The following is a 20,891-nucleotide window of genomic DNA, read 5'->3' on the forward strand; positions in this document are numbered from 1 at the left end:
ACCGCCAACAAGGGTACGCAATGACCGAGGCCCTTGGCCGCGCCTCGCCAGGCGACTTGAAATGGCTCGACGCGGCCCGAACGGTGGCATCGCCTGGCTTTAATCGCTGGCTGGTGCCGCCCTGTGCGCTGGCGATCCACCTGTGTATCGGCATGGCCTATGGCTTCAGCGTCTTCTGGCTGCCGCTTGCCCGCGCAATCGGCGTCAGCGACCCGGTCGTCTGCACCGGCATGACCCTGGCCGACGCGCTGACGACGACCACTTGCGATTGGCGCGTCGGCGATCTCGTCTGGACCTATTCGATCTTCTTCGTCGTCCTGGGCGCAGCCGCGGCGCTCTGGGGCGGCTGGCTGGAACGCGTCGGCCCCCGCCGCGCCGGTGTGGTCGCTGCCTGCTGCTGGTGCGGCGGCATGGCCATCGGCGCCTATGGCGTCGCGGTTCACCAGCTCTGGCTGATCTGGCTCGGCACCGGGCTGATCGGCGGGATCGGCCTCGGGATCGGCTATATCTCGCCGGTATCGACGCTCATCAAATGGTTTCCCGATCGGCGCGGCCTGGCGACGGGAATGGCGATCATGGGCTTTGGCGGCGGCGCCATGGTCGGCAGCCCGCTCGCCGATCTGTTGATGCGGCACTTCGCCGACGACAGCCAGGTCGGCGTCTGGCAGACCATGCTCAGCCTTGCTGCGATCTATTTCGTCTTCATGATGGCAGGGGCGTTGGGTTACCGCGTGCCACGCGCCGGTTGGGCTCCGGCCGGCTGGACATCGCCCGGTGCTGAAACCGGTGTCGGGACAGGCTTCCATGTGCATCTGCGCGACGCGCACCGCACACCGCAGTTCTGGCTGGTGTGGCTGGTGCTGCTGCTCAATGTCTCGGCCTCCATCGGCATCATCGGCATCGCCTCCCCGATGCTGCAGGAGATTTTTGGCGGGCGTCTTATCGGTGCCGATGTCGCCTTCACCGCCTTCGACACCGATCAGAAGGCCGCCGCGGCTGCGGTCGGTGCGGGCTTTGTCGGGCTGATCAGCCTGTTCAACATCGGCGGCCGGCCGCTCTGGTCGTCGGCATCGGACCGGCTGGGGCGCAAGGCGACCTTTGCGATCATGACCGCGCTCGGCGCCCTATTATATGGCTTCGTTGCGCCGACGCTGACCGGGACCAGCCTCGGCCTGTTCGTTGTCGTCTTCTGTGCCCTTGCGTCGATGTATGGCGGCGGCTTTGCCACCGTGCCGGCCTATCTCGCCGACCTGTTCGGAACACGCTATGTCGGCGCCATCCACGGCCGCCTGTTGAGCGCCTGGTCGCTGGCCGGGATCATCGGCCCCCTCATCGTCAGCCGCATGCGCGACACCGCCCTGGCCGCCGGCACGCCGCGCGATCTGGTCTACCCGTCGATCTATCAGGCGCTGGCGGCACTCTTGTTGACCGCCTTTATCGCCAATCTGATGATCCGCCCCGTCGATAAGCGATTTCACTGCGCGGAAGAGACAGCGGATACGGTTCCGGCCCCGACGACCGCGGTCAGTACCAACCAAGCGTTAACGCGAAGCGGCCGGATAACCATAGTCCTTGCGATCTGCTGGGCCGCGGTTCTTGTTCCCATTGCCTGGGGCATCATCCGGACGTTGGAGAAGGTGGCGGTTCTGCTGGATTAGGAGCAGGCCCAACACTGACCGGGCCGCAAGGTCGCACCGAACGGCGCTCACCTATCCCCTTGCCGCCAAATTTCGTAACCGGCGGGCGATCTACGCCGGGGAAACCGCATCATGACAATATCTGCCGCGTCTCGCGTGCTCGTCCTCGATGGCCATCCGGATGCCGGATCGCTGTGCGGGTCGCTCGCGGCGATCGCCGCCGAAGCGGCCGAGGCACGCGGAGCCGCGGTCAAGACCCTGCACCTCTCGGCGCTGGCCTTCGATCCCAATCTCGCCGGTGGTTACAGGACGCGGCAGGAACATGAGCCCGATCTGGTCATGTTCCTCGATGCCTTGCGCTGGTGCGATACGCTGATCCTCGTCCACCCGATGTGGTGGGGTGCCGCGCCGGCCAAGCTCAAGGGCCTGATCGACCGGACCTTCCTGCCCGGCATCGCCTTTGCCTATGAAGGCGACGGGCATTTCCCCAAGAAGCTGTTCGAAGGCCGGACGTCGCGGGTGCTGATCACCACCGACACGCCGGGATGGTATTTGTGGTTCGGCTATCGCAACGGCTGGTTGAACGTCCTGCGCCGGCAGATACTCGATTTCGTCGGCCTGAAGGTCACCCATATGAAAACCATCGGCCCGATCCGCGGCGCCACGCCGACGATGATCGACGGGTTCAAGGCCGCGGCGCGCAAGCTGGTGTCGTGACCCTGCACCAGGCCTGCCGTTCCTGCGCGCCGGCAACGGTCGCAGTGGAACCGACGAAGTGATCGAGACCCTTGCCGACGAGTCCGCGAGCCGATGGCGGTTCTTCAGCGACATGGTGACGGGCGGCGTCTCGCCGGCGCCGAATGGCGCAAGTGGCGTGCGGATCGTCACACGCGGCAACGGCCAGCGCGGCGTGCTTGGTCTTGGCGTCTCCGTGGCGCAGATGGGCCAACAACCCTTCTGCTTTACCGACGCGATCGCGCCCCCGGTCCGACATAGCGCGCGCGATTACCGAAAATCAGCCGGTTGGCGGCGAGTGCAACGAGCACCGAACTGGCCAGCACCGCGACCATGACATCGATGTAGTGAAGCCAGGGAAGGCCGATGTGCTGGTAGAAGGTTTGCTCAGGAAAGAGCATTCCGGGCTTGTAGAGAATGAAGCTGTGCACCGCATAGGCGGCAACGCCGTAAAGCAGGCCGATCACCGCGGCGCGCGCGTCGACATTCACGAACAGCAAACCCGCGATGAAGGCCGAAAGGATCGGCATCGACGACAGGCCGTTCAGCTCCTGCAGCAAATTGATGATGCTTTTCGCGCTTTCAAAGGCCGGCACCAAGGCGATCGACGAAATGGTGAAAATGGCCGACGCCCAAGCAGCCAGCTTCCAGAAGTTCTCGACCTTCCGGACGAACTTGTCATGAAAATCCAGCGCATAGAGCGCGACCGAGCTGTTGAGGATGGCGCTGGTATGGGCGATCACCGCGGCGGCCATCAGGGCGGCGAATGCGCCCGACATCCAGCCGGGCAGGACATGCGCGACAACCCGGCCGTAGCTCGCATCGCCCATCGGCCCGAAGAGCTTGTAGCCGACAACGCCAGGAATGACGACGATCGCCGGGATCACCACGACGCGCACGGCCGCCGCCGCAAGCACGCCCTTCTGCGCCTCGCGCACCGACGGCGCCGTCATCGCCTTTTGCGTGATGTTCTGGTTGGTCGACCAGTAGAAGATCTGGATGAAGAGCATGCCGGTGAAGAGCGTGTGAAATGGAATCGGCGACTGGTTGGACCCGATCATCGAAACGCGCTCGGCAGGGACGCCGCTGAAAAGGTCGAAGTCGACCGCGTATAGCGCCAGCACCACGACCAGCAGCGCGATCGCCAGAACACCGATGCCGGAAAATGTGTCCATGACCGCCACCGCCTTCAGCCCGCCGCTGATCGTGTAGAGCGCGGCGATCACCGCCATGGGAATGGCGAACCACAGCAGTGGCCAATCGACCCCGAACATCGATTTCAGGAACAGGCTGCCCGAATAGAGCGCGGCCGGCAGATAGATGAGAAGATTCCCGAGCAGAAAGATCGCCGAAATGACCGTCCGGATGCTGCCCCCCTTGTACCGCCGCTCGAGCAGTTCGGTGACGGTGGTGCAGTTGTTCCGGTAATAGATGGGCACGAACACGAAACCGAGGATCATCAAGCCGAGAAAGCCGGCAAGTTCCCACCATGCCAGCAGCAGCATCTGGTTTCCGTTCATGCCGACGAGCTGCTCCGTCGACAGGTTGGTCAACGTTATCGAACCCGCGATATAGAGCCAGGTCAGCGTTCCGCCGGCAAGAAACACGTCCTTGCCTGTGCGATCCCGGGACGTGGCCGGTCCCCGGACCTTAAGCCAGGTGGCAATGCCGATAAGCAGGGTGATCGCGATGAACACCGCGACCTGACCGGCCGCTGTCGTTTCCTGTGGCACTGGATCAGGCGCGAGGACGCAGCGGACGATCGATCGCGACATCGCTCTCGCCGGCGGGCGTTGTTGCCGCCGGCGCGCCGTGCGCGGTGTTGTCAGTCATGCGTGCCCCTTCGAACCCCCCCCGGAATGACAATTCGTGACCAGACCGGCGATTTATCAGACAAATGTAGCGGAAAGGTCTTCCATGGACAAACCCATTGGCCTGGCCTGGCGCTGGTCGGCATCGGCAAAAACGCGCGTGGCCGAAACCTGCCGGCGATCGCCGCCAGCCGCGATGAGTGTCATTTGACGCCATCCTGGCTGGTCACCGACGCCTTCTCTAAAGGCACGCGGATCGGGGGTGCTGCGGTCGCCTTTTGACAGCGGCGTACGATGGCATCCAGGTTCAGCCAACCGTCCAGATCGACAGGTCGCGTGCGCCGACGGTGCGGTCACCGAGGATGAACGCGGCGCCGTCGGGGGCGGGGGCCAGAACCGGTGTGTCGCCATAATTGATGGCGAACGTCAGGTTGCCCCGGCGGCGCAGCCGGAAGCCGCCACCGACCGGTGTAACTGGAATTGCGGCTTCGCTGCACAAATCGGCAAGGAACGCTGTCAGGAACGCGTCATCGGTCAGCGTCGCAAGATAATGCACTCGCCCTTGGCGAACCAGCGCCGGCGTGCCGTCCTCATAGCGGCCAAGGATCCGGGTTGTGCCCGGGTCGATCGCTTCGCGCCAGCGCGTCGAGGCATGATCGGCATTGCCGTACGAAATGCTGCCGGGGCAATCGGGTCGCAGCGTTTCAACCGACAACACCCGAACAGGGACCAGCGATTTCAACGGCCCCGGTGCCAGGCCGTCGGGGATGGTAACATCGCGCGTCTTGGCACCCGATCGCGGCCCGATGACGACCATGGCCGGGGTGTCGCGCAACTGCGTCACCGTGTCGGACGTCGGCATCGCGAGGCAGGGCGCGACCACAAGCCTGTACGCCGACAGGTCGGCGCCGGGGGCCACGAAATCGACGTCCAGGCCAAGCCGCCGCAGCACGCCGTACCAAGCCCAGAGGATGGCGGTGTAGTCATAGCCGGCGCCTTGCTGCTCGATTGCAGAGAGCCATTGCGCCTCGATGTCGACGATCATTGCCACCGGCGCGGGGGTGGGTGCGGGCAGCCCGATGTCGTTCAGCTCAGCAGCGAGCCGGGCGATCTCGGGCCAGGCTTCGGCCTCGGTCGAATCGGGGCGCAGCAGACCGGCGTGCATCTGCTCCTGGGCAAAGGGCACCTGGCGCCAGCGGAAGAAGCTCACGACCGAGGCGCCATGGGCGAAAGCCTCCCAGCTCCACAGCCGCACCATCCCGGGGGCCGGGCGCGGGTTGTGACGGGCCCAGTTCACCGGCCCGGGCTGTTGCTCCATTATCCAGAACGGCCGCCCGGTCAGCCCGCGTGTCTGGTCGAACAGCACCGCCTGGAAATCGGGGTGGCCGGTCCGCATCCACGGCCGGAAATCCTCCGCCGCCATGTCGGCGAGCGCCAAGTCGGCGCGGCCGAGCGGGTAATTGTCGTAGGACGCGAAATCGAGCGACGCCGCCACTGCATGATTGTCGACGCCGGTTTCGTGCATCGGGATGAAATTATGGGTGATGAAGCGTCCGGGGGCATGGGCACGCAGGATCGCAACGGCATCATCGTGGAAGGCGACGACAGCGGCGGAGGCATAGCGGTACCAGGCCATGCGGTGCGCCGGGCTGGTTTCGGTGACCGCGGCGACGGGCAGCGCGATCTCGTCGAAGCTGCGATATTCCATCGCCCAGAAGACATTCCCCCAGGCGGTGTTGAGCGCCGCGATGCTGCCATAACGCTCGGCAAGCCAGGCGCGAAAGCCGTCGCGCGCTGCCGGCGAGGCACTGAGCGCCGTGTCGTGGCAGCAGAGTTCATTGTCGGTTTGCCAGCCGACGATGTGCGGGTTGTCCCCATAGCGCTTCGCCAGCACCTCGGTGATGGTGCGCGCGGCCGCCAGCCAGGCCGGGCTGGAAAAGTCATAGTGTCGGCGGGAGCCGAAGCCGCGCACCCGGCCGGTGCCAGGGTTGACCGGAAGGATCTCAGGATGTGCATCGATCAGCCATTTCGGCGGCGTCGCCGTCGGCGTGCACATGACGACCTTCAGTCCGGCGTCGCCCAGCGTCGCGATGGCCCGGTCGAGCCAGGCGAAGTCGTAGCGGCCCGGGTCGGGCTCGATCCGGCTCCACGCAAATTCGCCGATCCGGACATAACGCAGCCCTAACTGCTGCATGCGCGCGGCATCATTGGCCCACCGGTCCTCGGGCCAATGTTCGGGATAATAGCAGACGCCGAGCATAGCGGGTTCCTGTCGAAGCGATCGCAAGACAGCACGACTTGCGGCAGCGGTGAATGCGCTCCATTGCCCTGCCGCGGTGGACAGTTCCAGCCTATTTATCATATAATTGAACAGGGCGCGGCACAGCGCGCGACAAAGGATTGCCGATGGCCGCCGATCTGCCCGACCATGTCCGCATCGACGGAACCGGGGTCACGCTTGTGCTGGGCCTCGCCAGCGGCCTGCCGACGGTGACGTACTGGGGCCCCCGGCTGCCCGATCACACCGACCTCGGCGCGCTGACAAGGCTGGGGGAGCGGGCCGAGGCCAATGCTTCGCCGGCGGTGGAGCCAGTGCTGGCGCTGACCCCGCTTGCCGGCCAGGGCAGTCCCGGGCGACCGGGCCTTGCGGCGCACCGCGACGGCCGCGACTGGGCAAGCTGGGCGCTGGTCACGGCGGTCGACGCCGGACCCGGCCATCTCGTCATCACCAGCGTCGACCCGGCGCACGGCCTCACGCTGGTGCACACGCTGGCGCTCCATGGCGACGTGCTGGCGGCGACGACGACGCTGACCAACAATGGCGACGCCGCGCTGACCGTCGACGAGCTGGCGGCGCCCGTGCTGCCGCTACCGGGATGCGTCGATCGCATCATCGGCTTCGAGGGCCGTTGGGCCGGTGAGTTCATGACCCGGGCGCTCCACCGCAGCATGGGCATCTGGCTGCGAGAGAACCGCCGCGGGCGCACCAGCCATGACAGTTTCCCCGGCCTGATCGCGACAGGTGCAGATGTCACCGAGGCGCACGGCCTTGCCTATGGCTTTCACCTCGGCTGGAGCGGCAACCACCGGCTGGCGGTCGAAACCCTCGCCGACGGCCGGGGGAGCGTCGCCATGGGCGCGCTGTTCCTCCCCGGCGAGGTCCGGCTGGCGCCTGGCGCGACCCGCGCCTCGCCGCCGCTGTTCGCCAGCGTGTCGGAGGCTGGCTTGTCGGGTCTGTCGCAGCACTTCCACCGTTACCTGCGGTCCCGGCCCGAACACGACCGGTTGCGCGCCAAGCCGCGCCCGGTGCATTACAACAGCTGGGAAGCCGTCTATTTCGATCATGATCCGGCGGTGCTGATCGACATGGCAAGCCGCGCCGCCGCGGTTGGGGTCGAACGTTTCGTCCTAGATGACGGCTGGTTCCTGGGGCGCCGTAACGATCGCGCCGGGCTCGGCGACTGGACTGTCGACCCTGCCGTCTGGCCCGAAGGCCTGCACCCGCTCGTCGACCATGTCACCGGGCTCGGCATGGAATTCGGTCTCTGGGTCGAGCCCGAAATGGTCAATCCCGACAGCAATCTCTATCGCGCTCATCCCGACTGGGTGCTCGGGGCGCCGCCGGCGCCGCAGCTGTCATTCCGCAACCAGCTGGTGCTCGATTTCGGCCAGGCGGCGGTGCGTGCGCACATGTTCGCCGCGATCGACACGCTGCTCCGCGAATATCCCATCGCCTATCTCAAATGGGACATGAACCGCGACCTCAGCCACCCCGGCGGCGCCGACGGTCGCGCAGGGGCAGTGGCGCATGTCGACGGCCTGTACGCGGTGCTCGACCAGCTACGGACGGCGCATCCCGGGGTGGAGATCGAAAGCTGCGCGTCGGGCGGTGGCCGCGCCGACTATGGCGTGCTTGCTCGTACCGACCGGATCTGGACCTCCGATTCGAACGATGCCCTCGATCGCCTTGCCATCCAGCGCGGCTTTTCGCATTTCTTTCCGGCAGAGGTGATGGGCGCGCATGTCGGCCCCGCCACGTGCCATATCACCGGTCGCAAGCTGTCGATGGCGCTCCGCGTTGCAACGGCGCTGTTCGGCCATATGGGCATGGAACTCGACCTGCGTGATGTCGATGCAGCGGACGCTATCGAGCTGACCGCGGGCGTCGCGCTGCACAAGGCGCACCGCACACTGATCCATTCGGGCGATCTTGTCCGGCTGGAGGCGATGGCCGGCGCCAACGCCTTCGCCATCGTCGCCGCCGATCGCAGCGACGCGCTGGTATCCTGGACATTGGTGACGGAACAGCGTGGCTATTTCGCCGAGCCCCTGCGCTTGGCGGGGCTCGATGCCGCTGCCGATTATGCGCTGAAGCCGGTCTGGCCGCAGCCGCTGCGCACGCCGTGGCCGCTTGCCGATGGCGGCGTGTTCAGCGGCGCGGCCCTGATGCAGGCCGGCGTGCAGATGCCGCGGCTGCATCCGGGGACGGCGATCATCCTGCACCTTCGGCGCATTGAAGGTTGCGCCCCGCAGGCAAGCAGCAGTCACAACAACTTTGCTTGAATCAGGGGTGGGTGAGGCTTGCATTGCTGCACCGATAGAGGTGACTTTTCAATGATCGGACAGTCGGGTCGATGGTCACCACTGCATGTGGCAACAAGGTGCTCGCGCGAACACCGCATCGCCTGCAACGCCCTTTCACGGTCCCGCAGGCGGACAAGCTGACCAACGCCTACATAAAAGCGGGCGGACCGGGCAGCGCCGTCAACCCTCGGTCCAGAGCGCCGGAGCCGCTCGAGGGCGGCTCCGGTGCTTCCAGTGACCCTCTGCAACCAACCTGTTCGGCGACATCGCAAATTGGATCAATTGGCGATGCGACCTTGCCCAGCGCGACGGATTGCGCGGCAAGTCGCCTTCCCGCCGTCCGTCAATACCGGTAGGACAATCGCGCCATCCCTGCGTGAACACGATAGTTCGCACCAAATTCCGGCAAATATTGCACGCGCAAGTCGACGCGCTTGCCGAGCAGCTCCGCGCCGATGGCGAACCGGCCCAGCGTGCCCGGGGTCGGCGTTTCAATGCGGAATGTCGGCGTCTGCGGTGACAGCGCCGCCAATCGTGCCTCGACGGTCCAGTCATTGCTGAGACGCGCGACTGCTGCACGCGCAAACGGGCGCATGATCCTGTCGCCCGACAGTGCGATCCTGCCGCCGACCTCGACACCGGCGGTGCCGCCGAGAGCGACGCGGCCGTGCGACAGCACGGTGAGATTGAAGGGTGACGGGCCGCGCTCGGTATAGCCACCGCTCCGGACATGGACGAGGTGGAAGTCGGCGAAGGGCGTGATGAACGCAGCGGTGCCGATGGTCTGCTCATACGCCAGGCGTCCATGCGTGCCGATCTGCCAGACGCGCCGCGAGGCGGTCGCGCTGCTGCCGGTTTGCGCCACGGCGATGGTCCGCGTGCCGGAATACCAGCCGTAGCCGGCGTCGACCGCTCCCGAGATCTGCCATGGCCCTTGGCGATAGCGAACATGGGCGCCGACGAGCGCCGAATCACCATCCGCCTCGAACGGGCTGGTCTCGCCGCTGAAGCGACTGTGCTCATAACCCACCGACGCGGCGACCGACCAGTCATCGGCGACCTGGAATTGCGCGCCGATCTGCAACGCACCGGCGCGGACGTTGAACCCGGCTGAATCGACGGAACCTTGCTGGACCGTGCTGCTGCCGAGCGCGCGTGACCAGACGCAGTTCCCTTGGACGCTGTGCGACGTCGAACAGCCGCTTTCCATATTGGCGACGAAGTCCTGGCTCGCGACGAAGCGAAACGCCGCGATTGCCCCCGGCGCGCCTGCCGACAGGCTCGACAAGGCCCGGTCGTAATCGGCCAGATCACGAACCGCGGCGAGCGCGTTGAACCCGGCGTCGAAGCTGGCGCCGCTTTCGAACAGGGCCTGGAGGTGGTCTGCAACCGTCCGCCGATTGCGCCCCAGGCCGGTGGCGCTTTCGCTGAAGAACGCCCTTGGCTGTATCTGCAAGGCGTTGCCGACAACCGTCACCGGCAGCGCATAGAGCCCGATCCGCGGTGCGGCCACAAGCGCCGGATCGAGCGTCACGCCCTGGGTGGCGGTCAGCACCGTGACCGAACGATTGGTCACGGTCGTGGGGTGAACATTTATCGCGCCGGCAATCTGGGCGCGCCCGGTAATCGCCAGCACATCGGACGCGCCGGTGACGATGTCCGCTGCGATCACCAGCCGGCCCGACGTGCCCTGAACGAAATCGCCGGTCAGGACCGTCGTTGCGTTGCGCCCCACCCCGCCGATCTCCAGGGTTCCCAGATTGTTGAAGCGGCCGCCGACGCCAAGGTTGATGACATCGCGCGCGTCGAAGACACCGCCATCGAGATTGTTGACGACATTGGCCCCGGCGCCGTTGAGGAAGGAGCCGGTGACGGTCCCGGAATTGTTGAGGACGGTCGGCCCGCCGATCGAATTGATTGCAATGGCCGCGGCAGCGGTGCCGTCGATGCCGGCGATAAGGCCGGCGTTGTTGATGGTGTTGGTGGCACCGCCCAGGATCGCGATCGCCCCCGCCATCACCGGTTGCGGCGATTGCGGGACGTCGGACAGTCCGCCCGTCACGGCGCTGGTCGCATCGATGCTGAGCACCGATGTGCCGCTCGTCGATCCGGCATTCTGCACCACGATTCCCGGCGAGCGCACGCCGGTGGCGCTGATGCTGGTCGCCACCAGCTTGACCATGACCGTCTCGCCGGCGGCACCGCTGCCGCCGGCGGTGCCCGCCATCAGGAGGTCGGCGAACCCCAGCAGGCCACCACCGCCGCCGACCGATTGCGCAAGCACCGCCGGCGCATAACGGCCCTGGGTGGCAAGCTTCGCGCCCGTCAGCGCGACGGTCACATTCGCCGCCGATCCGGTCCCCGCCGCAATGATACCGCTGGCGTCGACGCCGGTCCGGGCATTGCCGACATTGGCAAGGTCCCCCGCCAGCCCGCCGCCGCCGCCGATCGATTGCGCCAATATGCCATAGGCCGCGTCGCCGATCGTGGCGATGCTGGCACCGGCGGTCAAAGTGACCGCGACCGCAGCGCCGTTGCCGGTGCCGGTGTTGGTCGCGACGTTGTTCGCCAGCAACTGTCCGCCGAACACCGCGCCGCCGCCGCCGCCGATGGACTGGGCGACGATGGCATGGGCGGTGCGCCCCGCCGTGGCGACACTGCCCGCCATGTCGACCACCACGGTTCCGGCGTTGCCGACGGGGTTGCCGCCGCCGCCGAACGACAGGGTCAGGCCGTGGACATCGCCCAGCCGCCCCTGTGGGTTGTCGACGATCAGCGCCGGGTCGAAGGTCTGGTCGGTGGTCATCGTCCGCACCAGCCCGCCGCCGCCGCCGATCGATTGCACCAACATGCCGATGCCGTGCTTGCCGCCGGTGCTGACGATGCCGTCGTTCTCGATGGCCACGGCGCCGCCGCTGCCCTGCGCCCCGCCGCTGCCGCCGACACTGACCGACAGGCTGCGCAGCGAACCCGCCACCGTGCCCGCCAACCCCGCGCCGCCGCCGCCGCCGCCGACCGATTGCGCGACGATGCCGAACCCCAGCACGCCGCCCGTATCGACCCGTGCGTCCCGGGCATTGCTGACATCGACGACACCGCCATTGCCGCCGGCGCCGCCCGCACCGCCCACACCCACTGCCGCCTGGTTGCGGCCATCGTCGGCGGATTTGTCGGTGGAGCTGGCAGCGCCGCCCTTGCCACCGCCGCCGCCGACACTTTGTGCGAAAATGCCGTCGGACTGGGCCCCGAAGGTAGCGATCTGCCCATTGTTGGCGACCTGCACGCCGCCGGCCGTCCCCGCCGCGCCGCCCCTGCCCCCGACCGACACCGCGACATCGAGGTTTGCGGCGGCGCCGATACTATATGGCCCGCCGGCAAGCTGCTTGGCGATTGCGGACAGCTCCTGCGCCGATTTCAGGATCTCGTTGCCGATGCCGGCAATCTTGAAAATGCCGTCGACGGGCTGCGTGACGTTGCCGCCGAGGTTGAAGCCGGCGGCGAGCGTATCCGCGAGCGACTTGGCCTGGTTGATCGGATTGACCCCGCCCGATGTCGCCCCGCCCTTGCCGCCCTTGCCCCCGCCGCCGCCGACGCTTTGCGCGAACAGGCCCGCCGCGTCGGTGCCGCGGGTGACGATACCGCCGGCGTTCTGCACGCTGACGCCGCCGCCATCGCCGCCGGCGCCGCCATTGCCGCCGACACCGACACTGATCGACAGGGTCGGGCCATTGGCGGCGCCGACGCCGCCGCCCCCCGCACCGCCGCCGCCGCCGACGCTTTGCGCGAAAATGCCGTCGGCGCCGTCACCGCCGGTCGCGATGCCGCCACTGTTGGTGGCTCCGGCGGTCCCGCCGTTGCCGCCCGTGCCGCCGCCGCCGCCCACCGCGATCGCCGCGCTGAACCCGGCCTTGGCCTTGCCTGCCGTCGCCGTGGCATCGCCGCCGCCACCGATACCACCGCCGCCGCCGACGCTTTGCGCCACCAGCCCATAGGCATCGGCACCCAGCGTCAGCAGCAGGTTGCTGTTCGTCGCGGTTGCGGCGCCGCCGATGCCGCCTTCGCCGCCGGCGCCACCGACGGCAACGGCCACCGAAATCTTGACGGCGCCGTCGTCGCCGCCCGAATAGGACGCGGCGGTGCTGTCCCCGCCCGTGCCGCCGCCGCCACCGATCGATTGCGCCATCATCGCATGCGCGCCGTCGCCCGCCGTGGTGATGATGCCGCCGTTGGTGAGGCTCGCCGTGCCGCCGCGGTTGCCCGACCCGCCCGACCCGCCCATCGCCACCGAGATCGACACCGCCGGGATGCGCTTGTCGGGCGACAGCGTCACCGCCCGCGCCACCGCCGCACCGCCGCTGCCGCCACCACCGCCGATCGATTGCGCCTTCAGGCCATAGGCATCGGCGCCGAAGGTCGAAACCTCGCCGGTGTTGTCGATCGTCGCGTTGCCGGCGACGCCGCCGATGCCGCCCTTGCCTCCGACCGCGATCGCCACCGCCGGCACCGCGAGCGTAACGTTGAACGACGTCGCCGCGCCGCCCTTGCCGCCGCCGCCGCCGATCGATTGCGCCTCGATGCCTGCTGCATGGTCGCCATAGGTGCCGACCAGTGCCGCGCTGGTGACCAGCACGTCGCGGGCGATGCCGCCGCTACCGCCGTCGCCACCGATGGTCATGCTGAACGCGGCGCTGCCGGTCGACGTCGCGCTGCCGCCCGCGCCACCCGCACCGCCGATGCTTTGCGCCAGGACTCCGCCGTCGCCGAACGGATCGAGCGCGCCGAGGATGCTCGCTGCCCCCAGGGTGAGCGTGACGGCATTGCCGTCGCCGCCCAGCCCGCCGTTGCCGCCGATGGCGACACTGTAGCCGAGGGCAATGTCGACGGTGTTGCCGCCGACACCGCCGCCGCCGCCGATGCTCTGCACGATCAGCGCGCTGCTCGACGCGCCATTGGCGAGCATGATGCCGTTGACGATCTGGGCGCTGGCAACGCCGCCGTTGCCGCCCGCCGCGCCGGCACCGCCCTGCGCGTTGAAATCGGCCTGCCCGCCACCGCCACCGCCACCGCCGACGCTCTGCACCAGCGCAGCATTGGTCAGCGCGCCGCGCGCAGTGACGGTGCCGGTCTGCGTCGCACTGCCGACAACGAGCGAGGCGCTGCCGCCAGCACCTGCGTAACCGCCGCCGCCCGCCTCGCCGACGACCGAATCGGCGCTGCCGCCGGCACCGCCGGCGCCGCCATTGGCGTTGACGAAAATCGCCGAGATCGGGTCCTTGCCCGCGCCGGTGACGTCGGCACCACCCAGCACCGATGCGGCGGCGGTGCCGCCGCCGCCGCCATTGCCGCCATTGCCAGCCGATGACCCGATGGCGCCCCCGGTCGACCCGCCGGCGCCGCCCGCACCGCCGACCGCCCAGGCGACGATGCCGCCATCGGCGGGGGTGAAGCCGCCGGATACCTTGATCGTCGCCGTGTCGATGATCGCCGACGCGCTGCCGCCATTGCCGCCCGCACCGCCGTCGCCGCCGGCGTTGGAGGACGCGCCGCCGGCCGACCCGCCGGCACCGCCATCGCCGCCGCTGCCGGTCACGAACAGCCCGCCATAGCCCGCCGAAATGCTGCCATTGCCCCAGCGCGCCGCGGCGCTGCCGCCTAGGCCGCCGGCACCCCCGGCGCCGCCCTGCAGGCCGTTGACCGCATCGGTCGTGGTGATCGAACCGCCGCTGCTGCCGGTGCCGCCGATCGCCAGCGCAGTCAGGGCATAGCCGGCGACGGTCACATTGCCGCTGCCCGACGCCAGGATGGTGCCCCCTGCCCCGGCGGCGCCGCCGGTGCCGCCGGTCTTCATGCCCGCCCCGAAGGTGCCGGTGCTGCCGCCGCTGCCGCCGTTGCCGCCGCGCGCCACGACATACAGGCCCGTCTCCGCCAGATTGCCGCCGGCACTGGGACCGATCGTCCCCGAAAAGGCGATATCGATGCGTGCCGACGCGCCGCCGGCACCCCCGTCCCCACCCCTGACCGAAGAAAACGCCGCGGCGCCGGCATCGCCGCCATTGCCGCCGGCACCGCCGCCGGCGACGATTTCGAGCCCGTAGCCATATTCGCCCGGCGCCGACACCGACGCGCCACCGATGGCGATGTTGGTCGCAGTGCTGCTGATCGGCCCCGCCGCTTGCCCCGCAAACCCAGGGCCACCGTCGGTGTCCACGCCGCCATCGCTGCCGGCACAGCCTTCGACGCCGTTGTTGACCAGATTATACGGCACGCCGGGGCCAAAGCCCTGGTTGCCGACGTCGAACGTCAGCGGCGGCGGCGGCGCAGGGGCCGGGCTGTTGCTGCACTGCGCGCGAACGGGCGCGGGAAGCAGCAGCAGGGCACTGCCGCCGATCGCCAGCATATGCCCCCCCCGAAGCTGGTTCATCGCCCTCTCCCCCGGCAAGCCCTCAGCGTATCACGAGGTTGGCGATCAGGCCGTTGACCATCCGGGTGATATCCCCGAACATCGCGAAGTCGGCGCGGTTGACGACGACGAACACCGCGACGCCGCGCCCCGGTGCCATCGCCATATAGGTCATGAAGCCCAGCCCGCCGCCGGTCTTGGTCAGCAGCGCCGGGGTGATGCCGTTGCCGTCCACGGCGACCCAGCCCATCCCCAGCCCCGCCATCGGCCCGGCCTCGTCGAAGCCGATCGCCGCCTGCAGCGCCTGCCGCTGGCGATAGACGGCATGGCTCACGCCCAGGCTGCCATCGGGATCGGCGAGTTCATGGACCAGCCAGCGACCCATGTCGTCGCCGGTGCTGTACAGCCCGCCGCTGCCGCCGGTGGCGCGGGTGTCGCCGCAGGGAAAGCTACCACCCAGCCCTGAACCGACCATCAGCCGCGCGCATTGGTCGGGTGTCGGAACAAGCCCGGTGTCGACCATGCCGAGCGGGCCGGTGACGTGGAGTTTCAGCAGGTCCGCATAGGGCCGCCCGCCGGCAATCTCCACGGCGTCCGCCAGCAGATCGAAACCGACATTGGAATAGGAGGCGATGCGCCCCGGTGCCCAGGGCAGATCATAGCCGGGCAACCACTTCCATCGGTCGGCGCGGGTCGGCCAGGCGCGCGGATTGGCGCCGTCGGGCATATCGTCCAGTTCGCGCGGCATCGCAGCGGAATGGGTGGCGAGGTCGAGCAAGGTGACCTGGCGCACGCCGGACGCCGGCACCTTGTAACTGCCGGCATAGCGTTGCAACGGATCGCTGAGGTGCAGCTTGCCCTCCGCCGCCAACGCGGCCGCCACTTCGCCGACAAAGACCTTGGTGACCGAATTGAGCCGGAACAGGCTCCTGCCATCCGGCACTTTGCCATTGCCCTTTTCGGTTTCACCATAGCCCAGCACCGTGCTTTGGCCGTTGCGCACGATGGTAAGCACCATGCCCGGCGCCCCCGACTCGAGGAACATGACCTCGCCGGCCAATCCGGCCGCCTCGACGACCCGATCCGCCGGTGGCGCTGCAAGGCCCCGCGCCGACATCAGGAGGCCAACCATCGCCAGGACGGATTTCACCAAAGTTCGCGCCATGTCCCCAAACCCCCCGCATATCTTGCCTGAAGGTAAATATGCATCGATCTTGAGAAATGGAACACCAGTCGATGTAACAGTCTTCGGCTTGCCGCGGCTCTATGATATTCGGTTCGCGGCATCCGGACGGCCACCGTTTCCCATTCAAATATTGTCTCCAAGCAAGGCGGGCAGATCCGGTTTTTGCGAACCTGTACTATTCCGCCCTGCCTGCACCGTTTCGGCTCACTTGGTATTCCAACGAATCCTTGAGCCAGAACGCTGACAAATTTGCCCTCAAAAGGCTTTGGCAATAGCAATCCGTGCCTTGTCGACACCGGCACTTGCCTGCGCGTCGGTGCCGTCGGGCATGTCCTTGGCAAGCACCAAAAGGACCGGCGTGCGCCCGTTTTTCGTGATCAGACAGCCGGACAGCGCCCGGTCCGCGCGTTCACGCCGGATCCCGGTTCCCTTTGTGGCGCGCTGCAGGACGGACGGGTCGGCATAGCCGGTCGCTTTCGCGAATATCCGGGTATTTGCGGCGGGATTCTCTGTTCGTCCGGCGCGATCGCAGCGGCGCGCCGTCCGGCATGGTGAGAACGAGGCCGTTGCGCGTTCCGGCCGGTCCTGTCTCCAGCATGGCCTCGAGAGCCGGCAGTGACGGCGACGCGGCCGGCAAAGCTGCGGACGGAACACCCGCTTTTGTCAGCGAGGCCGCGAACACTGCGAGGCTTGTTCGCAAGGCTGTAGCCCGACATGACCGTGGCTCCGGCAAGTCATGCGCTCAGAAGGCCCGCTTTGATGTAGCCGGATCATAAGGCCGGCAATGACCGGCAAAATTACCCATGCTGCCGTCCACGGCGATCGACCCGGTCAACCGATCGATCTGCAAATTGGGTCTGTTCATCATGCCGACGGCGATCTTCGCCGTGACGGCCTTGTCGGTCTCGCTCAAATTCTTCAGGTCGAACCACCCGTCCTTGCCACGGGTCAGTGCCGGCAGAAATGCGCGCGGCAGGTAGGCGCGGCCGGCACCATCGACGATTTCGACCTTTACTTCCCCGGAAAAACTCTTCAAATTATCGACCAGTGTGCTGGATTGCTTTGTCCTTCCGTCCGAACTCCGCGTCTCGGTTCTGACGTAATCCGAATCGGTGGCATTGCCACTGCCTTCGCAACTAAGGTGCAAGGCATCTGCCGACCCCGGCGACGCGCTGAAGAGAACCAGTACTGGCAGTATCGTCCTGGCTTTCATCGATCCCCCCGGCTGATGATTGACCGATGATTAACAAATTAAACCGTCTCGCCGTTCGAGACAAGGCGCTCGACATCCGTGAGCCAATTGGGCGCCTCCAAAAGCCGTGGCGCTTTCCTCGCTGAGATGATCCATTCCTCCTCATTGAGATGGCTGTGCGTCAGGCAAGGCGGTGCGCAGGCATGTTTTCGCCTGCCCTTGGTCCGACGGAACTCAGCGGTTCACACGAGCAGAGAGCGGTGATCGTAGACGCCCGATGGCAGTTGAGGATCTGGCACCCGGCCGCGCCTGGCGCCCGGGCATGCCGGCCCGGCTGCGTCCCGCCCCCTGGCTCACCCAGCCCACAAACCGCCCCGGCGGCAGTGTAATGTGTCCGACGGCAGCAATTGCCCGCCACGGCCTCAGGCCCGGGCGGCGGATCTCAACGGTAACATTTGCCCCACCGCCCGCCATTCGGGAGGAACTTGCATCGCAGCCCTGCGGCCAAACGTGATGCAGTCGGTCGTGCAAGGTGGGATGCACAGGCTGATTTGGTCTGGCACACCACATGATACGGTGGCGCATCGCGCTTGAGGTCTAGCGCGACGGAAGAGGCGAGCAACCAGCGCATCCGCTGGTGTCCGCGACGCAGACGATCGGTGCGAAATGCGTTCGCCGAACAGCACGTCGGGCGACCGAAAATGCTCGCCCAAGTGCGAGAGAGTTTTCTTTGGGGGCTTTTGGGGCCTGCTGTTTCGCAGTCGAATTTTGGTTATCAGAACCATATAGATAGGCAGGATTTTCGATGCCCCCAAGCGCACCATTCGCAATCCCCTGAACGCGGCTGACGCGATGGCCAGATCGACTGCCTCGCGACTGACGCGATGCCACGCCGGCTGCATTGGTGCTTGCCGGTTGGGCAGACGGCCGCTTATCTCCTGCTCGTGACCGAAGCCATCGCGCCTACCCGCCCTGCGGGCCTGTCCACGCGCCTTCGGCCGCTGTTCACCTTCACGATCCTGCTCGGATCGTTCCTGCTGTTCCTCATGCAGCCGATGTTCGGGCGCAGCGTGTTGCCGGTGCTCGGCGGGTCGCCGTCGGTGTGGAACACGGCGATGCTGTTCTACCAGGTGACCCTGCTCGCGGGGTATCTTTACGCTCATGCCTTGTCGCGGCTGGCGGTCAGACGACAGTTGGCAATCCACCTCGCCGTTTTCGCGGCGGCGGCGTTGACCCTGCCGATTGCCATTGCCCGCTGGTATCCGGCGGCGGCGGGGTCGCAGACATTGTGGCTGATCGGGCTGCTCGCGGTGTCGATCGGGCCGGTGTTCTTCACGGTGTCGGCGCAGGCGCCGTTGATGCAGTCATGGTTCGCGCGCTCCTCCGACCGTGACGCCGCAAACCCCTATTTTCTCTATGCCGCGTCGAACTTCGGCAGCTTTGCAGCGCTTGTCGCCTATCCGTTGCTCGTTGAACCGTTCCTGCGGCTGGGGCACCAGTCGCTGTTCTGGTCGGCGGGCTTTGTCTGCCTTGGCGTGCTGGTGGCGCTTTGCGGCCTGGCGGTGGGCCAGGGCAGCGCGGCGCCGGCCGCGGCGACCCCTTCGGTCATCACCTGGACCATGCGCGGGCGCTGGACCCTGCTTGCCTTCATCGCATCGGCGCTGCTGCTTTCGACGACGACGCACCTGACCACGGACATCATGGCGATGCCGCTGCTGTGGGTGGTGCCGCTCGGCGTCTATCTGCTCAGCTTCGTCCTGGCCTTTGCCGCGCGGGGGGCCATGTACACGCGCATCGCTGTTCGGCTGGCGCCGCCGGCGCTGCTGCTGTTCGGCAGCTGGGCGTGCCTGGCCTCCGGTCCTGCCGCCGCGACGATCTTTGCCGCGGCGGGTATCCTGCTGCTGTTCATCGTCGCGCTGGCCTTGCACGGCACGCTGGCGCAGGAGCGTCCCGGCGCCGACGCGCTGACCGATTTCTACCTCTGGCTGTCGGTCGGCGGCGCGCTTGGCGGGGTGTTCTGCGCCCTGGTGGCGCCGCAGATCTTCCGCTGGCCATTCGAACACCCGCTGCTGCTCGTCACCGCCGCGCTGGTGGTGCCGGCGCAGAACATCGGCCCCTGGGCCCATCGGCTCTGGGCGCGGCCGGGCGCGCGTTTTGCCTGCGCCGTGCTGGCGCTGGTCGCCTCGGCCAGCACCGCGGGCGGGTTGGGGATCGCCCCCGCCTACAGTTTTGCGCGGCTGCCCGTCGCCACCATCCTGGTCGTCCTTGCGCTGGCTGCGGTCGCCGTCACCGCGATCGGCCGGCGCGGTCTGTTCGCCTGGATCTTTGCGATGATCATCATGGCGCTGGGCGGCTGGTACCAGACATCGCGCAACGACAATCGCGAGCGCAGCTTCTTCGGTGTCTACACGATCGAGGACCGCCCAAGCCAGTTCAGCCGCACCCTCCTCCACGGCACCACAATGCATGGCCAGCAATCACTGGTCCCGGCGCTGGCGGCGGTGCCGATGACCTATTATGCCCCGCAAAGCGGTGTCGGGCTTGCGATGGCCGCCGCGCCGCGCCTTTACGGCCCGGCGGCGCGTATCGGCTTCGTCGGTCTCGGCACCGGCACGCTCAGCTGCTATGCTGTCCCCGGCCAGCGCTGGATCGCCTATGAAATCGACCCGGTCATCGTGCGCATCGCGCGGCAGCGCTTCAGCTATGTGTCGCGCTGCAATCCCGATCTGGCCATCGTCATCGGCGACGCCCGTCTGACGCTGGCCAAGGCGCCGGCTGCCGGGCTCAACATCCTTGCCGTCGATGCCTTTTCGTCCGACGCCATTCCGCTGCACCTCGTCACGCGCGAGGCCTTTCGCGTCTATGGCCGGGCACTCGATCGCGACGGCCTGCTGCTCGTCCATGTCTCCAACCGCTTCCTCGATCTCGAGCCGATGATTGCGGCGATCGCGGCACAGGAAGGCTGGACCGCGGTGCTGCGCGATTATCACCCCGGCGTCGAGCGCCCCGGCGAAATGTTCTCCGCGTCGACATGGATCGCGCTCAGCCGCAATCCCGAACGCCTCGACGCGCTGCAGGCAAGCAGCCCGGCGCAGGATTGGCGCCCGGTGCAGGGCCGCAGCGGCGTGACCGCGTGGAGCGACGATTTTGCCAGCGTCTTGCCGATCCTCAAGTTCAAGCCCGATATCGAATAGGATTCCGGCCGTGCCGGCAATGCCATTGCCATCCGGTGCCGCGACAGGCTATGGCGCGGATGTGACGGACCCGGTTGACCGGGTGGCTCGGCCGGGCGCCTATCCCTCGGACAACCATTGGCGGCACTGTTGATCGCGCCCACTATGGGCCC

The 20,891-nt window shown here is 67.4% G+C and carries 10 protein-coding genes and 1 other annotated feature; of the genes, 5 read left to right on the forward strand and 5 right to left on the reverse strand.

Annotated elements, in window-relative coordinates; genetic code table 11:
- Nucleotides 1–20 precede the first annotated feature (20 nt).
- Nucleotides 21–1,658 (forward strand): OFA family MFS transporter, encoded by a 1,638-nt coding sequence (locus tag GGQ62_RS08200; RefSeq protein ID WP_152578454.1) that lies wholly within the window; start codon nucleotides 21–23, stop codon nucleotides 1,656–1,658.
- A 111-nt stretch (nucleotides 1,659–1,769) separates the two neighbouring features.
- A complete protein-coding gene (locus GGQ62_RS08205) occupies nucleotides 1,770–2,354 on the forward strand; it encodes an NAD(P)H-dependent oxidoreductase (RefSeq protein ID WP_152578455.1) in 585 nt (194 codons plus the stop codon).
- A 245-nt stretch (nucleotides 2,355–2,599) separates the two neighbouring features.
- Here the strand turns inward: GGQ62_RS08205 and GGQ62_RS08210 are convergent, their stop codons facing one another.
- Nucleotides 2,600–3,979 (reverse strand): sodium:solute symporter family transporter, encoded by a 1,380-nt coding sequence (locus tag GGQ62_RS08210; protein ID WP_341533837.1) that lies wholly within the window; start codon nucleotides 3,977–3,979, stop codon nucleotides 2,600–2,602.
- A gap of 252 nt (nucleotides 3,980–4,231) precedes the next feature.
- Between GGQ62_RS08210 and GGQ62_RS08215 the strand changes: the two genes are divergently transcribed.
- The gene (locus tag GGQ62_RS08215) at nucleotides 4,232–4,465 is read left to right on the forward strand and encodes a hypothetical protein (RefSeq protein WP_152578457.1); all 234 of its coding nucleotides are present in this window, start codon (nucleotides 4,232–4,234) and stop codon (nucleotides 4,463–4,465) included.
- 25 nt (nucleotides 4,466–4,490) lie between these two features.
- Here the strand turns inward: GGQ62_RS08215 and GGQ62_RS08220 are convergent, their stop codons facing one another.
- Entirely contained in the window at nucleotides 4,491–6,443 is a 1,953-nt protein-coding gene (locus GGQ62_RS08220; protein ID WP_152578458.1) for a beta-galactosidase, read from the reverse strand.
- Between the two features lie 146 nt (nucleotides 6,444–6,589).
- On the opposite strand from GGQ62_RS08220, the gene GGQ62_RS08225 reads away from it, so the two are divergent.
- Nucleotides 6,590–8,746: an alpha-galactosidase gene (locus GGQ62_RS08225; RefSeq protein ID WP_152578459.1), complete on the forward strand. Its 2,157-nt coding sequence runs from the start codon at nucleotides 6,590–6,592 to the stop codon at nucleotides 8,744–8,746.
- A 364-nt stretch (nucleotides 8,747–9,110) separates the two neighbouring features.
- Here the strand turns inward: GGQ62_RS08225 and GGQ62_RS16605 are convergent, their stop codons facing one another.
- The 3 genes from GGQ62_RS16605 to GGQ62_RS08240 form a co-directional block, all read right to left on the reverse strand.
- Nucleotides 9,111–15,188, reverse strand: coding sequence for an autotransporter outer membrane beta-barrel domain-containing protein (locus GGQ62_RS16605; RefSeq protein WP_167649534.1), 6,078 nt, complete (start codon nucleotides 15,186–15,188; stop codon nucleotides 9,111–9,113).
- 22 nt (nucleotides 15,189–15,210) lie between these two features.
- Entirely contained in the window at nucleotides 15,211–16,332 is a 1,122-nt protein-coding gene (ampH, locus tag GGQ62_RS08235) for a D-alanyl-D-alanine-carboxypeptidase/endopeptidase AmpH (RefSeq protein ID WP_207791809.1), read from the reverse strand.
- Between the two features lie 763 nt (nucleotides 16,333–17,095).
- On the reverse strand, nucleotides 17,096–17,566 hold the full coding sequence (locus GGQ62_RS08240) for a hypothetical protein (RefSeq protein ID WP_152578462.1): 471 nt from the start codon (nucleotides 17,564–17,566) through the stop codon (nucleotides 17,096–17,098).
- Nucleotides 17,567–18,489: 923 nt separating this feature from the next.
- Between GGQ62_RS08240 and GGQ62_RS08245 the strand changes: the two genes are divergently transcribed.
- Nucleotides 18,490–20,739 (forward strand): fused MFS/spermidine synthase, encoded by a 2,250-nt coding sequence (locus GGQ62_RS08245; protein ID WP_341533749.1) that lies wholly within the window; start codon nucleotides 18,490–18,492, stop codon nucleotides 20,737–20,739.
- A gap of 63 nt (nucleotides 20,740–20,802) precedes the next feature.
- Nucleotides 20,803–20,855 (forward strand) — a sequence feature (sul1 is cis-regulatory element that is thought to sense ions involved in sulfur or methionine metabolism; They are found in Alphaproteobacteria).
- Nucleotides 20,856–20,891: the final 36 nt, after the last annotated feature.

The sequence above is a fragment of the Polymorphobacter fuscus genome (assembly GCF_011927825.1).
GTDB classification, from domain to species: Bacteria; Pseudomonadota; Alphaproteobacteria; order Sphingomonadales; family Sphingomonadaceae; genus Sandarakinorhabdus; species Sandarakinorhabdus fusca.